This is a genomic window from Sphingomonas sp. M1-B02, from assembly GCF_026167525.1.
Lineage (GTDB): Bacteria > Pseudomonadota > Alphaproteobacteria > Sphingomonadales > Sphingomonadaceae > Sphingomonas.
The window spans coordinates 1,734,738-1,751,687 of record NZ_CP110679.1 but is presented as its reverse complement, the minus strand read 5'-3'; the positions used below and the strand labels follow the sequence as shown (position 1 = coordinate 1,751,687).

The following is a 16,950-nucleotide window of genomic DNA, read 5'->3' as shown; positions in this document are numbered from 1 at the left end:
ACGCATGGATCTTCTCGCTCTGGCAGATTTCAATCTGGTCGCCCGCCATGGAGGGTTCGGAAAAGCCTCGCGCGCCACCGGTCGTCCCAAGGCGACGCTGTCCCGGCGCGTTGCGGAGCTGGAGGCGAGCCTCGACCTGCGGCTGTTCGAGCGCGGCGCGCGCACGTTGAAGCTTACCGAGGAAGGTCGCGCATTGTCCGAGCGGACTGGCCAGTTGCTGACCGAACTGGAAGAGACGGCCGCAGCGATTGCCTCGGGTGGGCATACGCCGCGCGGCAGGTTGCGGATCAGCGCACCTTTGCTCTTTTCGCAAACGGCGATGGGGAAGCTCGCCGCGGGCTTTGCACTCAAATATCCCGAGGTCCGGCTCGAGGTCACGACCGAGGATCGGTCCGTCGACATGATCGAAGAGGGCTATGATCTGGTGATCCGCGTCAACCCGGAGCCGGATGAAAGCCTCATCGGACGGATATTCCTTCGGGATCGGCTGGTGGTGGTGGCGAGCCCAGACTTGGCGCCGCCGACAATTGGGTCGGCCGTTCCCGCCGTTGTTCGCGGACCGGTGGGTCGAAGCGATATCTGGAATGCAACGACGCCGACTGGCAAATCGAGCATCGCGGTCAATCCCGTGCTTAGCCTGTCGTCGCTCATCATGGTCCGGGATGCCGTGCGGATGGGCGTAGGCGCGGCGCGATTGCCGATATCCCTCGTCAGCTACGATCTCGCCGACGGTACGTTGGTGAATTGGGGAAATGTCGAAGGGTCCGAGATCGCTTTATGGACGCTCTACCCAACGCGGCGGCTACTAAGCGCCCGCGTCTCGGCGTTTCTCGACCATCTGAGAGAGGCCTTTCCGCTGGGAACCCCCAATGAGCTCGCCGCCTATCTTGCAAAATAATGATGCGTACTAAGATGTTTCGCTTCCATTGTCATTGGCCGGCGTCGTGAGGGCCATATCGCCCAGCATCGGACGCAACCAACATTCTAGTGCCATTGTGATAAATCGGCGCAATCGCAGCCATTCTCGGCAGCAGGCGCAGGACCGCAATCTGCCACGGCTCCCCAACCGGCACTATCCAAACTAGCTGACAGGCATGCGCCCATGATGTCTTACAGGGGTTATGCTCGTTTCCCGAAAACATGCTTATTCAGAGGACGGCAGTGTCTCTGTGCGCGGTTAGAAGCTATTCAAGTGCTGCTAAGGCTAAGCGCTGACACCATGGCGGTGCTGTACGCCAGATGCGTCGGATTTATCGCATGATCCCCCATTGCCGATGGCGCGATGCCGAGCGCCGCTGCGGGTGAAAAGGTCAGCTCGCCGAAGAAGATGCCGTCGCGGCCATCGTAAAGATCAACGCGGACGATCTGGAATGGCTTGGAGAGCGCGCTCGCAGCCTCGATCATGGCGGCGATCCTTTCAGCCGTTGGACGCCGGTAGGTTTCGGGCCATGTAAGACCGTCAGCGGGGTCGAACGGCTCTAAATCCGGAATTCGAAGCAGGCGGCTCCACGGCCTCCCAAAGCGGCTGTGATCGACTTGGCAGACGATCGGCACGCCGTTCGCGCAATGGAATTTGTAATCGTCCGGCGATTGTTCCGAGGCCGCGTCGACGAGCATCTCGACGATGATCTGCTTGCGCATCCCGGCATACTGCATTTCGCGAAGGATCGAGGAGTAATCCATCGAGGCCAGCGAAAAGAGACTGTCGAGCTGCCGCGCCGACTTCAAGTCGCGCAGGAAGATGACCGCCCCACTGGCGTGCGTGGGCTTTGCGATTGCCGGCATGCCAATGAACGACTTTAGCGCCTGATAAAGTGCCTCCACCGACGCAATATCGTCCATCGCTATGATGCCGAGCGTGTGCGGAGCGCGTAGCATTGGCGCAAGTTTCGCCGCCTCGAACTTGGCGGTCGCCTTGTCGACGACGGCACGTTCCAAATCCGTCCAGTCGGGATCGATCATCCGAGCGAAGATATGGTCGTTTATCAACGCGCGCGGATCGCCAACCGGAAGCGGCCACCGTTGGAAGCGGCGCGCAAAATGCGTGCCCGCGATCAAATGGTTGAAGGCCCGAGTGATAGGTTGCGAATGCGCCCACCCGCTTCGCACAGCGCCGACCGCAGGAGCAGCGTTCGATAGAAAATCGCAACTCGGCGAACGAAGTGTCGGCATCAGGCATGATCCTTGACTTGCCTACGAAACTCCAGCCCAAACGGAACGTTCAAACACCGAGGATCACCCGGTCCAATAGACCGATATTGGAGTTGTGGCTGGTGTTCGTCCTGTCGATCGTGCTCGGCGGCTGCCTCAAAGGCCCGCCAGTAGAATTCGGTATCAGCGAGGATACCGGTGGGCACATTACGTATGCCCTCGGCGCTGCCCAAGCGCTTTCCGAACGGCCGGATGTGACGCACGTGGAAATCGTCACGCGGCTGATCGACGAGACGCATTTCGGCCCGGCTTACGCCAATCCCCTCGAGCAGGTGTCGCCGAAACTGACGATCCGCCGTCTCGACACGGACAATCGTGCCTATCTGAGCAAGGAAGCCAATGCTGCCGATCGCCCGGCCTTCGCGGCCGCGCTGATCGCTTATATCGAGCGGCTGGATCCTCGCCCCGATGTCATCCACGCCCATTTCGCCGACGCTGCCGACGTCGCGGCACAGGTCAAGCGGGTGTTCAGGATACCCTTTATCTACACCGCGCATTCGCTCGGCATCGACAAATTGGCCTGTAGCGGTCAGCTGCAGCCGCATCTTGCCGCACGCATCGCCGAAGAGGACCGCGCCATCGCCGCGTCGGACGCGATCATCGCTTCCTCACGCGACGAGGCCGAGCGACAGCTGCTGCTCTATCCGTCGGCGTGCCCGGCAAAGATTCATTGCGTGCCGCCGGGTGCCGGGCTGCCCGGCGCCGGAATTCCCACGGCCGACCGCGCACGCCATCTGCTCGCGCCGTTTCTGCGAAACATGGACCGGCCGATGATCCTGGCGATCGCGCGACCGGTCGAACGCAAGAATCTGGCGGGGCTGGTCGATCTGTTCGCGCAGCATTCCAATCTATGCGAGCAAGCGAACCTGGTCATCATCGCCGGCCTGCGTCACGCGCCTGACAGCGGCGAGCCTGAGCAGCAGCGAGTGATCGGCGGCTTGCTAGCCGCGATCGACCGCCACGATCTGTACGGCAGCGTCGCGCTCCCCAAGCGCCATAGCCAGGATGACATCGCCGCGCTTTATGCCTTGGCCCGCGAGTCCCGCGGCGTGTTCGTCAATCCGGCGTTGAATGAGCCTTATGGCCTGACGCTGACCGAGGCTGCGCTGCACGGATTGCCGGTCGTCGCTACCTGCCATGGCGGCCCGGTCGATATCGTCGCGCGGCTCCAGCATGGCCGCGTCGCCGATCCGCGCGATCCGCCCGAATTCGCGGCCGCGATCCGGGCGTTGCTCGACGATCCGGCCGAATGGGCTCGGGCATCGGCGGCGGGCATCGCCAACGCCAGCGAGCTTGATTGGCACGGCTATGCCGCACGGTTCATCGAGATCGCGACGAACTTGGCCGCGGTCGTGCCCATGCTTCCGCGCCGGTCCCGTCTGCTGTTGTGCGATATCGACAATACCCTGACCGGCTGCGCCGTCGCGGCCCGCGGGATGTCGGGTTTCCTCGCCAATGAACCCGGACTGGCGTTCGGGATCGCGACCGGACGCTCGCTTCAGGAGGCCGATCGCTTGCTGCGTCACTGGGAGCTGCCCGTGCCGGAGGTGCTGATCACGTCCGTCGGCACCGAAATCTATTGGCGTCGGGGCGGCCGGCTCATCCAGGATGTTGCGTTCGCGCGCCATATCGACGCCGCCTGGGATGGCAAGGAAATCGACCGGCGGATCCTCGGGATGCCAGGCGTCGAGCCGCAGCCGCCGGTCGAGCAGCGTCGGCACAAGCGTAGCTATTTCGCGACCGATCCGGCGGCGATCGCCGCGGTCGCCGACGCAGTGGCGTCGCTGCCGGTTCGCGTCATCCATAGCCATGAGCGCCTGCTCGATATCGTCCCCGAACGCGCCGGCAAGGGTGCCGCGATGCATTGGGTCGCGGGCGCGATGGGCGTGGACCTCCACCATGTCTATGCGGCCGGCGACAGCGGCAACGATCTCGACATGCTGACCGCCTGCCGCAACGGGATCCTCGTCGCCAATTTCAGCGCCGAGCTTGCGCCGCTGGTCGGGCGTCCGAGCATCTATGTCGCAAGCCAACCGCATGCCGCGGGTATCGTCGAAGGCATGCGCACGTTCGCCCAGACGCTCGCCGCATGACCCGCCCGATCGGCTATTTCGTCCATCATCAGGGCAGGGGCCATGCCGAGCGGGCTGCCGCGATCGCCAATGCAGTCGCGAAGGAGTGCCCGGTCGTCCTTTTCTGCGCGAAGGACGATATCTTCCCGCCGCTCGCGGACCACGTCTCGGTGCGCGAGATTCCGTCCTTGTTCGAGGCGAGGGGAGATGAAGATCTCGGCCTGGCGAACGCGCGGACCCCGCCGAACCTGCACTGCGCACCGCTCGGATGGCCGGGAATCACGCATGCCGTCGCCACGCTCGCGCAATGGTTCGACGCCGAACGCCCGGGATTGTTCGTGACCGACGTCTCCGCCGAACTCGCGCAGCTGGCGCGGATCGCATCTGTGCCGTGCGTCAGCGTCCTCCAGCATGGCGATCGATCGGATATCGGGCACATGGCCGCCTATGAATCCGCGCTCGGCATTATGGCACCCTATGCCGAGGTGCTCGAGCAGCCGGGCCGGCCCGATTGGATGCTCGCCAAGACCTTCTATGCTCCCGGCGTCGGCGTCGCGGTGGAACCGCTCGCGCGCGAGGAAGCCCGCGAGCGGCTGCGTATCCCGCTCGATCGCAAGGTCGTCGTAGTGATCGCCGGCGGCGGTGGAAGCGGGACGCCGAGTACGCCGCTGACGCTGGGCGCGCGCGCCGAGCCCGACAGCCTGTGGATCACGATCGGGGCGGTCGAGCATGAATGGCATGCCACCGCCCCGGGCAATCTCGAGCATCGCGGCTGGGTGGATTCGCCTGAACGCTATATCGCCGCGGCCGACCGGATCGTGTCGTCGACCGGCAATACAACAGTGCACATGGTCGCAGCTATCGGACGGCCTTGGATCGTCGTGCCCGAATGGCGCTATTTCGACGAACAAGTTTGGAAGGCACGCATGCTCGATCGGGCCGGAGCCGCAGTCATGCTCGATCACTGGCCGTCGCATGCCGACGCTTGGATCGCCGCCTGGCAACGCGCCGCTGCTCTCGATCTCGACCGGCAGCAGGGACTTGTCGACCGATCGGCGGCAAATTTGGTCGCCGCCTGGCTCAACGGCCTTGCCGAGCGCCGCGCATGACGGTCTCGATATGCACGCTGGCCCATGGCCGCGACGCGCACCTCGTCAATCTGGTCCATGGCCTCAACGCCCAGGAACACCAGCCCGACGAGCTGGTGATCGGCGTGATGCAGGAGGCGCGGTACGATCTGCCGGCTACGGGCTTTCCGATCCGCCAGATCACGCTCGGCGCGACGGGCGTAAAGCTGGCTACGGCGCGCAACGCCGCCGCCCATGCTGCCCGCGGCGAGCACTTGCTGTTCCTCGATGTCGACTGCATTCCCGATCCCGCGTTCGTTGCCGATTACGCGCGGCAGCTCGATGCCGTCGACGCGCTGCTGATGGGTGAGGTTCTCTATCTTGCTGCGGGGGCGACGGAGCACGGGCTCGACTTCGATCGCTTCCGCGTCGACGGCGTCAAACATTCCGAACGGTCGGGCCCGCCGGCGGAGCCGCTCGGCGAGTGCACCGACTATCGCTGCTTCTGGTCACTCAATTTCGCGATCCGGCGCGCGACCTACCTGCGCATCGGCGGGTTCGACGAGGGCTATGTCGGCTATGGCGGCGAGGATACCGATTTCGGCAGGATCGTCAGGACCGCGGGTATTGCCTTCAAATGGTGCCGCGGCGCCCGCGCTTTCCACCAATATCATCCGCACCACATGCCGCCGGTGCACCATATCGACAGCGTGATCGCCAACGCGACCCGCTTCCGCGACAAATGGGGCCACTTCACGATGGAGCATTGGCTGCGCGCATTCACGCTGATGGGCCTGGTCGAGCTGCGCGACGGCGAGCTGGTGCAGGTGCGGCAGGTCAGCGACGACGACCTGGCGCTGACACGCCAGCAGTCCCACCAGCCTTATGCGAGTAGCGCCACCGTGCTCGCATTGCTCGAGGCGCGCGCCCCGGCCATTGCCGCCGCATAAGCGTGTTCATATCCCTCGATCATCGATCGGATCGAAAAGGCTTGTTCGACACGCTGGCGGCATGCTGCGCGCGAAATCCGGCGCGCCGCCACGATCGCATCGGCGAGCGAACGCGCATCGCTCGCCAGCACTCCGCACGCGCCGATCACTTCGCGCAAGGCTCCCCGGTCCAGCGCCGCGACTGGGACGCCGCAGGCCATCGCTTCCGCGGCGATGAGGCCGAAGGGCTCGTCCCAAGTCGGGGTTGCCAGCAGCACCGAGCTTTCGCCCACCATCCGGACCAGCTCGGCGCCTTGCATATGGCCGTGATAGACTCGCTCCTGGTCGAGCCTCGGCACGACCTCTGCCTGGAAATATTCCGAGCAATCGATAGGGCCGATCACGTCCAGCGCAATGCCGGCGTATTTTGCGGCGTCCAGCGCGATGGCGGTGCCCTTGTTGGGGGTGATTCGACCGGCCCAGACCGCACGGCCGTTCCCGTTCGGTCGGAAGGTCCAGCGGTCCGTGTCGATGCCATTATACACCACCGACGCAGTCGCGGGCGGGTTGGCCCACCAGCTTGCCAGATGCGCCTCGGAGGTGACCGTCTGGTGCGCCCAGGGCGCCGCTTCGTCGCAGAGTGCCGAGAACAGCGTAGCAAAGGGCGGCACGTGCAGCGACGTCACCATCGGCTGCCGGTCGCGGCGTGCCCAATGGTGGAGGGCAGGGTCCATCGAATTGTTGTGCACCACATCGAATTCGCCCGCGGTCACGGCCGCCCAGGCACATTCGAACGCGCCCGACAGGAATTGGGCCAGGCGCGGCGTGCTGTTCCAAAGGGCCCATGGCAATTCGGCGTCGTAATGCCGTTCGACGATCGGATGGAGCGGCAGGGCCGGATCGCTATCGCCGCTCGCGAACAGCGTGACCGAATGTCCGCGCGCGACCAAGGCCGAGACGAGCTGGTGGCAATGCGCCTCCATCCCGCCCATGAACGGGGATGCGATCGGATGGCGGAGATGACCGATCACTGCGATCCTCAGCCTAGCCCGATCCATGAAAATAACCCGCTACTTGTCGTGGAACATGCTGAGTCGCCCCGAGTACGGGTGCGGCCTCAATAAAAATCATCGGTCACCAATCAAGAATCGGCGGTTTTGATTTCCGTAATTTCGTTGTTCGAGAGTCCTGCATTTTCCTCCCGCAGGAAGCGCAGAAGTTCCCCGATTTCCCGCGGTCCGAACTTGAGGTCGAGGCCATCCATCTCGATAGATGCCGATTTTTGCATCTCCGGCGAAAGACCGGCAACGACTTCGGTGCACTCTTCCAGCGTGCCCCGCCCTAACGCGTCAGGTGCGCCGGTTGCGCGAATCGTGGCCGGCTCGCTCAATGGGTATGTCGTCATTCTAGTTCCTACCGTGTCGTCGCAGACATCGACAACGCCCCGGGGGTCCTTCCGGGTACATACCCCGTGAGGCCGAGTCTCGTCGCAAACGGCCGTCGACCTTGGATCTGTCGCCTTTGGGGCTGATCGATGACGGCGTACGGCAAGCGCAGATGAATGGCGATTTTGCACCGACATCCTGATGCAGATCGGTGTGAGGCGCTCCAAGGCTACACCTTCGCTAAATCACTCTCTCAAACGTGAGCAACATTTTTTTGCTCGGTTGCGCGCCTCGAGACTTGCGACATTCCATTCGACTTCATCGCACGACCGAGCATGGTGTTCGACGAATCGCGGCCGAGTTGATCGGCCGATGCCCTAACCAACCGGTGATAGCGGCGTTTCTGGCAGGGAAGCGTTGACCGCTTCTATGAAGAAAGGGGATGCGCCCGAACGACCACAATTGGGTGGAAAACGGAAAGGCAGCTTCAGGTCTGCAGATGGCGTAAGCGGAGGGGACAACGATCTCGGCCATTGCGGCACGGTAGATTGTGGGACGGGGCCGGTTACCGCCGTCACGGTTGTAACTGGACAAGCGCTCATTTCCGGGAGCAGGCTTAAGGTGGCGAGTCGGAGGGGGCGATGCTTGAGAAGATTTACGGGGAATGGCTGATCTCTGTTGATCCGCTTCGGATATCGAATGCGGATCAAATACTTGGCGTCCAACTTTTGTGCGATTGTCGCGGGCGTCCTGAGTTTGTGGACTTCCAGTATCAGACGGCCGATCAGGATCTCTCGATCCAGGAGGTGCGGATGGATTGGTCAAACGCCCTGGCGTTGCTCAGCTATCTAAAGTCTCTCCAGTTAGACTCTGGCCAACCTTTTCCGCTCGATCCAAGGGACCGGAACTAGCGGGCAGCGAGGGGTGGGGCGGGTTGCCGCCGTCAGGGGGTCACTGGACAGGCACACGTTTCCGACTGCAGGTTACGAAGAACGATTCGGAGAACCCCATGGCGGACAAAATTTACGGCGAATGGATGGGATCTGCCGAGCCTCTCCCGATCGTGAACGTGGATCATATACTTGGCGCCCAAGTATCGTTTGATTGGCGGGGCCGTCCCGAATTTGTGGAATTCCAGTATCGGACTGACGATCAGACATACCCGTTCCAACAGGCGCGGATGGACTGGTCGAACGCTATGGCATTGCTTTCCTTTCTCAAGTGCATCCAGCTAGATTCCGGCCAGCCTATCCCGTTTGATTAGAGGACGCGAAATGACGGGCAGGATGGGCGGATCGGATGATTGCCGTCAGAGACGAAAAGGGCCGGGGGTTAGCCCGGCCCTCTCGATTTCTCTGGCAGCTGGCGCTTAGGCCATGCCCATCCGCATCGTGTCGCGGGTCGAGCGCGGAGCATGTGAAAAATGACCTTGGGTATGCCTCCGTGGCAATCTCCGGGCAAACGCATCGAAGCTTTCCAACGTCCACCAGTTGGGTCCGGCGGGAAGGTACGATCGCAGAGCCGCAAGGTCGCTGACTTCACCGGACGATCAACTGAAACTTCGAGTGAAAGCCGGTGCAGAACACACGACTGAAGAAGCCCCGGAAAGGGCCCGCTTCTCAACGCGGTCATTGTCGCGCAAAATCAGCGCATGAACCATTATGGCATCGCCGGGTTTGGCACCGCCGCTTCCTTTGCCGGGACGCTCGGCTTGAAAAAGGCGGCCAAAGCGCTCGATAAAGCCACGAAGGGAATTTACAGCGGCGACGTATATGTAACAAAGCTAGCCGAGATGACCGTCAACGTCGATGCAGAAGACTCGTGACCTTTCGCCGGGTGCCGTTTCAGGCGGTCCGGCATCTTCGCATCTTCGGCGTGCCCCGATGAGGTCAGATTGTAAAAGATTCTGATCTCACCCAGCTCCGTGGCGAGGCGTCCGCAAGGTCTGCTGTCGAGGAGAAATCCGGAATCCGACTTGTTTGCCTCTATGGCGCGCATCCCTGACCTGCAGCTTATTGTCGCAACCTGCCCTGTTTTGGTTTTCGCAGGCCAACAGCAGAAAAGCGGGTTTTGGTAATTCGCGGCGAGTGCTGCACATCGCGTATGGATTGACGAGTGTTGGGTCCTTAACCCGGATCGGAAACCGGCCTCATACCCGATCTGCTTGGTCGCCAGCAATAGACGGACATAATGCATTAGATAGGGGTTAAGCAGCGAATGAGTGGAACCTTCCAAGACGTCGCCCTCGTATGGGGACTGAAGATTGTTTACGCTGGCGCAGTCCTCGGCGTCGGCATCTGGCTTGCGTTCTTTATTTCGCGGTTCGCAAAAAAGCAGACGGTAAAGAATCCAAGAATAGACAGCACGCTTGGGACATTTCTGTCCAGAATGGTGCGGTACGTTATCATCATCGTCGTCGTGATTGTCGTGCTCCAGATGTTTGGAGTTCAGACTGCCAGCCTCGTCGCTATAGTCGGGGCGAGTGCACTGGCAGTTGGCTTGGCGCTACAGGGGACCTTGGGGAATGTCGCATCCGGGATCATGGTTGCGCTGATACGCCCCTATCACATCGGAGACTTCGTAGAAATCAACGGAAAGGAAGGACTGGTTACGGATTTAAACCTGTTCTTCACTGAGCTGGCGACGCTGGATGACAGGCGCATTCTGGTTCCGAACGGACAGGCGGTATCCAATCCTATTATTAATTTCACCACCCACGGGCGGCGTCGATGCGTCATAATTTTCGGGGTCGGCTACGAGGATGACCTCGACAAAGTGATAGAGGTCTTGCACCAAATCATGACTACCGACCGTCGGGCCCTCGACACTCCGTCGGCCTGGTTCGGGGTAGAAAGCCTAGGCGATTTCTCGGTGAACGTGTCTGCTAGGGTTTGGGTCGGCACAAATAATTATCTCGATTATCGTGCTGACATGATCAAGGCAGTTAAGGAGGCATTTGATCGGGAAGGGATCGAAATGCCCTATCCGCATGCGGTCGAGATGAGCAAAGGCGAGTTGCAAATGCGCCAGGCACCAATCAAGCCGGCAATCATTTCAGATCAGTCTCAGGCGAAAGTGGAACCGGACTGAAGGCTTATGCAGGCAATAGCGCAAAGAGTTCGTCGAAAGCTTTCGAGCCCGTGACAGCTGAACCAGTCAGTAGGATCTTGCAACCAAACCATCCCTACATCGGTGCAACCAGATGTCCGTGAATAGAGCCGTTGCGCGCATATGAACCACCGGCGGGTTAAGGGAAGCGCTGACAGCAGACCGGATGGTTTCAAGCCCGGCAGTCGTGAAATAGACCTTCGTTCAGTAAACTCTGAAGCAGCAAGGCCCATGTTAGGGCGTAGACTCATAAGCGCGGAGCCAGAGGCGCCTTGTCGGCCAGAACGATGGTGCGCGGATTGAGGCGATCGAGCAGGCCGAGCGCAGCGGGTCCGTCGTGGGCCTGGCCGGCTGTCAGGCCGAGCCTGACCGGGAGACCTTGGGCATCGACGACGGCGTGGATCTTTGTCGTGAGGCCGCCGCGGGAGCGACCGAGACAATGATCTCGATCCCCCTTTTTGCCGTCGCAGCCTGCTGGTGCGCCCGGATGGAAGTGCTGTCGATCATCTGGATATCGCCGTCGTACGCCGCGGTGATGGCATCCATCAGGCGGTCCCATACACCGGCTTTGCGCCATCGGCTGAAGCGATTGTAGCAGGTGGTGCGCGGCCCATAACGCTCGGGCAAATCGCGCCATGGCGCGCCCGATCGCAGCACCCAGAAGATGCCGTTCAACACCCGGCGATCGTCGACACGCGGCACGCCTCTCGGCTTGTTGGGCAACAGTGGCTCCATCACGCGCCACTCGAAATCGGTCAGGTCGTATCGGCTCATGCCGACCGTGAATCAGAAATGCGCCGTCCTGGGAATCCCGTTTATGGGTTCACGACCTAGTCAGGCGAAATCACCTTGGGAATTTATTAGCTCGCTTATGCCGAACCGGACGAACGGATAGGAAAACAACACGCCGCATTTCCTGGTCGAGTATCGCGATATCGGCGAGTCGCAGGTGCGCGCGGCGCATCGCGACGACCATATAGCCTGCCGCAAGGGCCTGGGCGATGCCTCGCCTTGGCAGGTCCCGTCTTGAGCGATGATGGACGGCCGATCGGCAGCATGGTGATTGATTCTCGAAGCGCCCGACAAAACCGCGGCCGAGAGCATCGCAAGATCTGATCCGTTTGTGACCGCCGGGGTCTTGGAACTGGTTTCGGTCAGGTCATATCGTATTGCCGCGATGAGACCGGTGGACCGATAAGCGGTCTGGATTGATGCGCGCGCGCCAATTTCCTGCTCTTGAGCAGGGCAGGCGGGCGATAACGTCGGCACGGACCCTCGGGGCTGGCATTCCGCCGCCGGGCTTTTGGTCATTGATCTCGTCCCGCGGCCAGTCACGGCTGATCTCGCCGGATCGACAGGGCGATGAGCCGAAGACGAACACCTGCCGGCGGGTCTTAGCCAACGCTGATCGTGAGTGATGTGAGCGTTCCGGCAAACGTCCTTTTCTCGACCGAGTCCCCGCAGGCGGCTTTCCCCGTGCGAGCGCGACCTTTGAGACCGTTTGAGCTCCCGAAGGCACCCGGCCACATCCCTGTGAAACTGGCAAACCGCCTACGCCGGGATTGCTGCCGGGCAATATCGGCTGAGGAAATCTGGATGGCTGGGCATGTCGTTGACCAGGTCATCAATTTCACGTTTCATCCGTGCCAGCTCGTTGCGTAGCTGCTGCTCGGGCATCATCTCCGCCAGACGGTGATACCCACGCGGTTGTCGGCGCTGACCGAGCAGGACGGCCGCCCAGCTGTCGACGCGGAACAGCTCGTGCGGAAGCTGGTAGGCGCGAGCATTTTCCTCCCACAAGGCGAGCCGCTCCCTGACGCTGTCGGGCGGATCCATCGTCCGGCAATGGTCCCAGAAGCCGGAGTCGTCGCGCTCGGTCACATGATAGTGGAGGATGATGAAGTCGCGAATATTCTCGAACTCCTGCCGCGACTTGCCGTTGAAATAGGCGAGTAGGGAGGGGTTGAAGCCCTGAAAGGGAAAGTCCTCGATCAGCCGCGTGACGCCCGCCATCATCAGGTGGATGCTGGTCGACTCCAGGGGTTCGATAAAACCGCCCGCCAGCCCCAATGCCACGCAATTCTTATGCCATGCCTTGGCGCGGGTCCCCGTCTTGAAACGGATCAGCCAAGGTTCGAACAGCGGCTCTCCGCTGATCTCGGCGAGCAGCCGCGCATGCGCCTCGTCGGCAGACATGAAATCGCTGGCGAAAACGAAACCATTGCCGTCGCGGTGCTGCAGCGGAATGCGCCAGCGCCACCCTGCCTCATGCGCGATGGCGCTGGTATAGGGCTGTTCGGGCCCGTCCGATGTCGATTGTACCGCCACCGCGCTGTTGGTGCGGATCCAGTGACCCCAATCCTCGAATTCCACGCCGAGTGCGTCACCCAGCAACAAGGACCGGAAGCCGGTGCAATCGACGAAGAGATCGGCCTCGACGCGTATGCCGGATTCCAGCACCAGAGCCTCGATGAATCCGCTTTCGGGGTCCAGCTCGACATTGCGGATCTTGCCCTCGATGCGCTTCACGCCGGCCGGCTCGGCCAACTCTCGCAGAAACCGCGCATATCGCGCGGCATCGATGTGATAGGCATAGCTTGGCGCCAGCGGTGGTCCCAGAGACATCCGGTTGGCCTCGCCGGCCCTCGTCTCCAGACAGTATTCGCCCAGCTCGCCGCCAAAGCCCTGCGCATGGGCATGAAGCCAGAAATGGTGAAAGTCCGCCATCCAGCTCCAGCGGCGGCCATAGGTCCCGAAGGGGTGGATATAGCGGTCCCCCACGCGCGCCCAGTTTCGGAACTCGATCCCCAACTTCACCGTTGCCTGCGCGGCAGACATGAAATGCTCTTCCTTGATCTTCATGAGATTGTGGAAGCCCCGGAAGGTAGGCGTTGTAGATTCGCCAACCCCGATCGTCCCGATCTCCTCAGATTCGATCAGGGTGATATCTAATAGCGGTCCCAGATGCCGCGCGAGTGCCGTCGCCGTCACCCAGCCGGCCGTGCCGCCTCCAGCAACAACGACACGCTTAACAACCCGCTCGCCAGAAGGCGCCTTCACGTTCATTTCGCTATCATACTCAGGTTGGCGAGCGCGGTTGAAAGCGCTCCGGGCCGACGAGAAGACCAGCAACGCTTGCGCAGCGCACGGTCAGGCATATCAGTGGCATCATCGTTCTCCGTCGCTCGCCAAGCAAAAACTGCGGCGCCCGGTGAATAGCCCGCGAGGGCATCGGATGGCGTGGCTGCGGATCGATGCTAAAGCGCTCGACAAAGAATGCGCGGGCGCCTTCGCGACGCTGGCGGCAAAATTAATCTTGTCCATGGATCACCTCGCCCTCCCTCCGGATCTGCGCCCGACGCATTATAAAGCGGATATGCCCAGCACCCTAAGTGACCGCTTTCGGGATCGAGGGTCAATCCTGAGAATGATGCTTCTGGGGCGCCTTGTCGTGTGGCAGGTCTAGGGCCGTCTGCGGACCGGCAGCTATCGGCGTCAGGCCGCGGAAAGCGGACATTGGCTTAGTTTGGTGGTCGAGTCGCAAAGATCCACAAGTGGACGTTCGAACCGCGATTCCTCTGCCCGTAATTCGAATATCCGTTCATCAATGACGAGGCGCTGGCGCGAGTTGGATGTCTGAGGTCTAAATCAGGTCGATAGTGATGTTATGCTCTCTTCCGCGCGCAACGATGGGTCCAGGCTCCTCCCTTGAACATGATGCCGAGGGGTCCGACACGTCGTTCTCGTTCCGCCGTCCAGCTGCGGCATGCCCGCAGGATAGATCGCCACGATTGACGTCGAGCATGTGTTGGCTCCCAAGGAACTTGGAAGCTGGCGCCCCGTTTGCGGTTGGTAGCACCCCCGCTGCGCCCAGCAGGAGAATGCTGATGTCGGCTCCCGAAAATCTAAACGATCTCTACACCGGCGAACTTCAGGACCTATGGTCGGCCAACGATCAAATGGCAAAAGTCTTGAAGAAGATGGCCACGAAAGTCAGCGACCCGGCCCTGAAGGAAATGCTTGCGAAGTCGCAAACTGGAATTACCGAGCATACAGAGATGCTGAAGGGCCTGCTGGCTGACTCGGACGAGAAGGTCAAAAAGGAACATTGCAAGGGGATGGAGGGATTGGTCGCCGAGGCGATCAAGCACACCACTGAAGAGGCACCCGAAAAGGGCCCAGTTCTCGACGCTGTGATCATCGCGCAATATCAGCGTATGAGCCATTATGGCATTGCGGGATTCGGCACCGCGGCCTCGTTTGCGGGGACGCTCGGTCTGACCAAGGCAGCGAAAGCGCTCGATAAAGCGACCAAGGAAATTTACGGCGGCGACGAGTATATGACGAAATTGGCCGAAACTAACGTCAATATCGACGCAGAGGACGAATAGTATCCCGCCGGGTGCCGTATGTACGGCACCCGGCGCATTTACTTGGAGTTAATTTCCCCGTTGCTTCACGTTTTGGGTGCGCATATCGAAGCCTCAACGGCAAACCGAGCGCACCTAATGGACGCTAACCTACCAAGCTGGAACTGCCAATACCGCGTTCTCGTGCCCAGATGACGGCGGCACTTCGGCGATTTACTCTGATCTTGGCATATAGCCGTGCGATGTGGTTGCGCACCGTGTTTGGTGACAGGCCCAAGGCTTCGGCAATCGCACTGTCGTCCTTATCCTGACAGATCAACTCCAGCACTTCGCGCTCTCGCGGGCTCAACGGCGCGCCGTCGGTTGTAGGGGTCGGACCTGACTTGCCGCGAAGCGTCGCGAGCTTGTCCATGATCGAGCGACTGAACCATGTGGCGTCATTCATAACCGCCTCAATCGCATCGGCCAGTTCGAGCTCAGTGTGACGCCGCGCAGTGATATCTTGATACAACCAGACGACGCATTCGCTCCCGCCCATCTTGATTGCCTCGGCAGAAACGAGGCAATCGATCGCGTCGCCATCGCGAGGGAGAACGCGAACATCTTGGTTACGCGCACCGCCTCGTTTCCCGATGTCGGCCTCTACGTCGCGCCGCTGGCCGGCGTCGCTCCAAAGCTGGATGTCATCAGCGACCCGGCCAAGCAATTCAGCGGAGCTGCGGCCCGAGAGTCTGCCGAAGGCATCGTTCACCTCGATGATCCGGTTGTCCTCACCCGTCGTGACGACCATCGCTACGGGCGCTAGTCGGAACACCGTCGCAAAGTGCTCCTCGCTGTCTCGCAATGCCCCTTCGGCACGGCGTCGCGATTCTAGATCGGCGAAAGTGAAGAGCATGCAGCGTTCGTCGGCGAGCTCGATGGGCTGGCCTGCGAGTAATACTAGGCGCGTACCGCCGTCGGCCGTCGGCAATTCGGCTTCGACCTGCGGTATCGGGGCACCGTTCGCCAGCCGCTCGGAAACATGTTCGCTTCTCTGCGCTGCCGCCAGGATGTCTATGTCGCGTAGATGGCGCCCGAGCACATCGACGCGACAACGGCCGATCAGTTCGAGAAAACCGGCATTGACGCGAACATATCGCTGATCGGACAACCGAACGATTGCGGCGGGTGCAGGATTGGCCTGGAACATTGCTTCGAAGCGCGCTTCTGCCTCGTACCGCTCGGAAACGTCCTGAATGACGAGCGCAAGGCAGTCCGGCTCGCCACCATCGACATCCATAACCACGTCATGCACTTGATGCGTCCAACGTGGCTCGTTCTCGCCAAGCGGCGACACTTCGACAACCATGTCCGGGAAGCTTTCGCCCGCCAGCATGCGCATGATGGGATAGTCACGCCGATCCAACCGGTGATGGTTTCGATGACGCAGGCAAAAACGCTGGCAATAGTCGTCGGCGGTGGCGCCGAGCTCGCTCGCCTTCCTCACCCCATGCATTTTGAGCGCCGCGCCGTTGGCGCTTAGTATCGCGCCGGCGGGATCCACCAAAATTACTCCCGCTGTCATTCCCGCAACGAGCTGCTGAAGGTGCTGGAGCGTCGGCGAAGCGGCTCGGGGCTTTTGAGGGGAGGGCATGCCAACACAGCGCGCTGAGAGGCTTCGAGTTCCGGGTCAGCACGCAGTCGGCGCAGAAAGAACTGCACCAACGCTATTGGTATTAACTAACTAGGTCCGAACTCGCGGACCACGCGCCCACATGAAACTTCCAGCTGTCCCCGCGTTGACGTTCCAAGACCAGCAACCCGCTGGT

Annotated in this window: 15 protein-coding genes and 1 pseudogene; 10 read left to right on the top strand and 6 right to left on the bottom strand. The window is 61.3% G+C overall.

Annotation, left to right across the window (positions count from 1 at the left end; genetic code table 11):
* Nucleotides 1–4 precede the first annotated feature (4 nt).
* Nucleotides 5–898, top strand: a complete 894-nt coding sequence (locus OKW87_RS08390) for a LysR family transcriptional regulator (protein ID WP_265543859.1) — start codon at nt 5–7, stop codon at nt 896–898.
* A gap of 290 nt (nt 899–1,188) precedes the next feature.
* Here the strand turns inward: OKW87_RS08390 and OKW87_RS08385 are convergent, their stop codons facing one another.
* Nucleotides 1,189–2,172 carry an ATP-grasp fold amidoligase family protein gene (locus OKW87_RS08385; protein WP_265543856.1) on the bottom strand — a complete coding sequence of 328 codons (984 nt, stop codon included), beginning with the start codon at nt 2,170–2,172 and terminating at the stop codon, nt 1,189–1,191.
* Between the two features lie 5 nt (nt 2,173–2,177).
* On the opposite strand from OKW87_RS08385, the gene OKW87_RS08380 reads away from it, so the two are divergent.
* The 3 genes from OKW87_RS08380 to OKW87_RS08370 are packed head-to-tail and all read left to right on the top strand — an operon-like array spanning nt 2,178 to nt 6,300.
* Nucleotides 2,178–4,304, top strand: coding sequence for an HAD-IIB family hydrolase (locus OKW87_RS08380; protein ID WP_265543854.1), 2,127 nt, complete (start codon nt 2,178–2,180; stop codon nt 4,302–4,304).
* On the top strand, nt 4,301–5,392 hold the full coding sequence (locus OKW87_RS08375; RefSeq protein WP_265543852.1) for a hypothetical protein: 1,092 nt from the start codon (nt 4,301–4,303) through the stop codon (nt 5,390–5,392). Before OKW87_RS08380 ends, OKW87_RS08375 begins: the two co-directional genes overlap by 4 nt.
* Nucleotides 5,389–6,300 carry a glycosyltransferase family 2 protein gene (locus OKW87_RS08370; protein WP_265543850.1) on the top strand — a complete coding sequence of 304 codons (912 nt, stop codon included), beginning with the start codon at nt 5,389–5,391 and terminating at the stop codon, nt 6,298–6,300. Before OKW87_RS08375 ends, OKW87_RS08370 begins: the two co-directional genes overlap by 4 nt.
* Here OKW87_RS08370 and OKW87_RS08365 read toward each other — a convergent pair.
* Nucleotides 6,234–7,310 carry a glycosyltransferase gene (locus OKW87_RS08365; RefSeq protein WP_265543849.1) on the bottom strand — a complete coding sequence of 359 codons (1,077 nt, stop codon included), beginning with the start codon at nt 7,308–7,310 and terminating at the stop codon, nt 6,234–6,236. The two genes, OKW87_RS08370 and OKW87_RS08365, sit on opposite strands and share 67 nt — an antisense overlap.
* A 110-nt stretch (nt 7,311–7,420) precedes the next feature.
* Nucleotides 7,421–7,684 (bottom strand): hypothetical protein, encoded by a 264-nt coding sequence (locus OKW87_RS08360; protein ID WP_265543847.1) that lies wholly within the window; start codon nt 7,682–7,684, stop codon nt 7,421–7,423.
* Nucleotides 7,685–8,305: 621 nt separating this feature from the next.
* Here OKW87_RS08360 and OKW87_RS08355 point away from each other — a divergent pair.
* The 4 genes from OKW87_RS08355 to OKW87_RS08340 all read left to right on the top strand — a co-directional run bounded on the left by OKW87_RS08355 (nt 8,306) and on the right by OKW87_RS08340 (nt 10,754).
* Nucleotides 8,306–8,575 carry a hypothetical protein gene (locus OKW87_RS08355; RefSeq protein WP_265543846.1) on the top strand — a complete coding sequence of 90 codons (270 nt, stop codon included), beginning with the start codon at nt 8,306–8,308 and terminating at the stop codon, nt 8,573–8,575.
* 98 nt (nt 8,576–8,673) lie between these two features.
* Nucleotides 8,674–8,928 (top strand): hypothetical protein, encoded by a 255-nt coding sequence (locus OKW87_RS08350; RefSeq protein WP_265543844.1) that lies wholly within the window; start codon nt 8,674–8,676, stop codon nt 8,926–8,928.
* Nucleotides 8,929–9,315: 387 nt separating this feature from the next.
* Nucleotides 9,316–9,489 (top strand): DUF892 family protein, encoded by a 174-nt coding sequence (locus tag OKW87_RS08345; RefSeq protein ID WP_443025090.1) that lies wholly within the window; start codon nt 9,316–9,318, stop codon nt 9,487–9,489.
* Nucleotides 9,490–9,881: 392 nt separating this feature from the next.
* The gene (locus OKW87_RS08340; RefSeq protein WP_265543842.1) at nt 9,882–10,754 is read left to right on the top strand and encodes a mechanosensitive ion channel family protein; all 873 of its coding nucleotides are present in this window, start codon (nt 9,882–9,884) and stop codon (nt 10,752–10,754) included.
* A gap of 289 nt (nt 10,755–11,043) precedes the next feature.
* Here OKW87_RS08340 and OKW87_RS08335 read toward each other — a convergent pair.
* A pseudogene (locus OKW87_RS08335) lies at nt 11,044–11,546 on the bottom strand (IS5 family transposase); the annotation flags it as partial.
* Between the two features lie 289 nt (nt 11,547–11,835).
* On the opposite strand from OKW87_RS08335, the gene OKW87_RS17545 reads away from it, so the two are divergent.
* The gene (locus tag OKW87_RS17545) at nt 11,836–11,970 is read left to right on the top strand and encodes a YciI family protein (protein WP_443025089.1); all 135 of its coding nucleotides are present in this window, start codon (nt 11,836–11,838) and stop codon (nt 11,968–11,970) included.
* A gap of 353 nt (nt 11,971–12,323) precedes the next feature.
* On the opposite strand, the gene OKW87_RS08330 is transcribed toward OKW87_RS17545, so the two are convergent.
* On the bottom strand, nt 12,324–13,838 hold the full coding sequence (locus tag OKW87_RS08330; protein WP_265544063.1) for a tryptophan halogenase family protein: 1,515 nt from the start codon (nt 13,836–13,838) through the stop codon (nt 12,324–12,326).
* 821 nt (nt 13,839–14,659) lie between these two features.
* On the opposite strand from OKW87_RS08330, the gene OKW87_RS08325 reads away from it, so the two are divergent.
* Nucleotides 14,660–15,163: a YciE/YciF ferroxidase family protein gene (locus OKW87_RS08325; RefSeq protein WP_265543840.1), complete on the top strand. Its 504-nt coding sequence runs from the start codon at nt 14,660–14,662 to the stop codon at nt 15,161–15,163.
* Nucleotides 15,164–15,287: 124 nt separating this feature from the next.
* Here OKW87_RS08325 and OKW87_RS08315 read toward each other — a convergent pair whose 3' ends face one another.
* Nucleotides 15,288–16,775, bottom strand: a complete 1,488-nt coding sequence (locus tag OKW87_RS08315) for a PAS domain S-box protein (protein ID WP_322740340.1) — start codon at nt 16,773–16,775, stop codon at nt 15,288–15,290.
* Between the last annotated feature and the right edge of the window lie 175 nt (nt 16,776–16,950).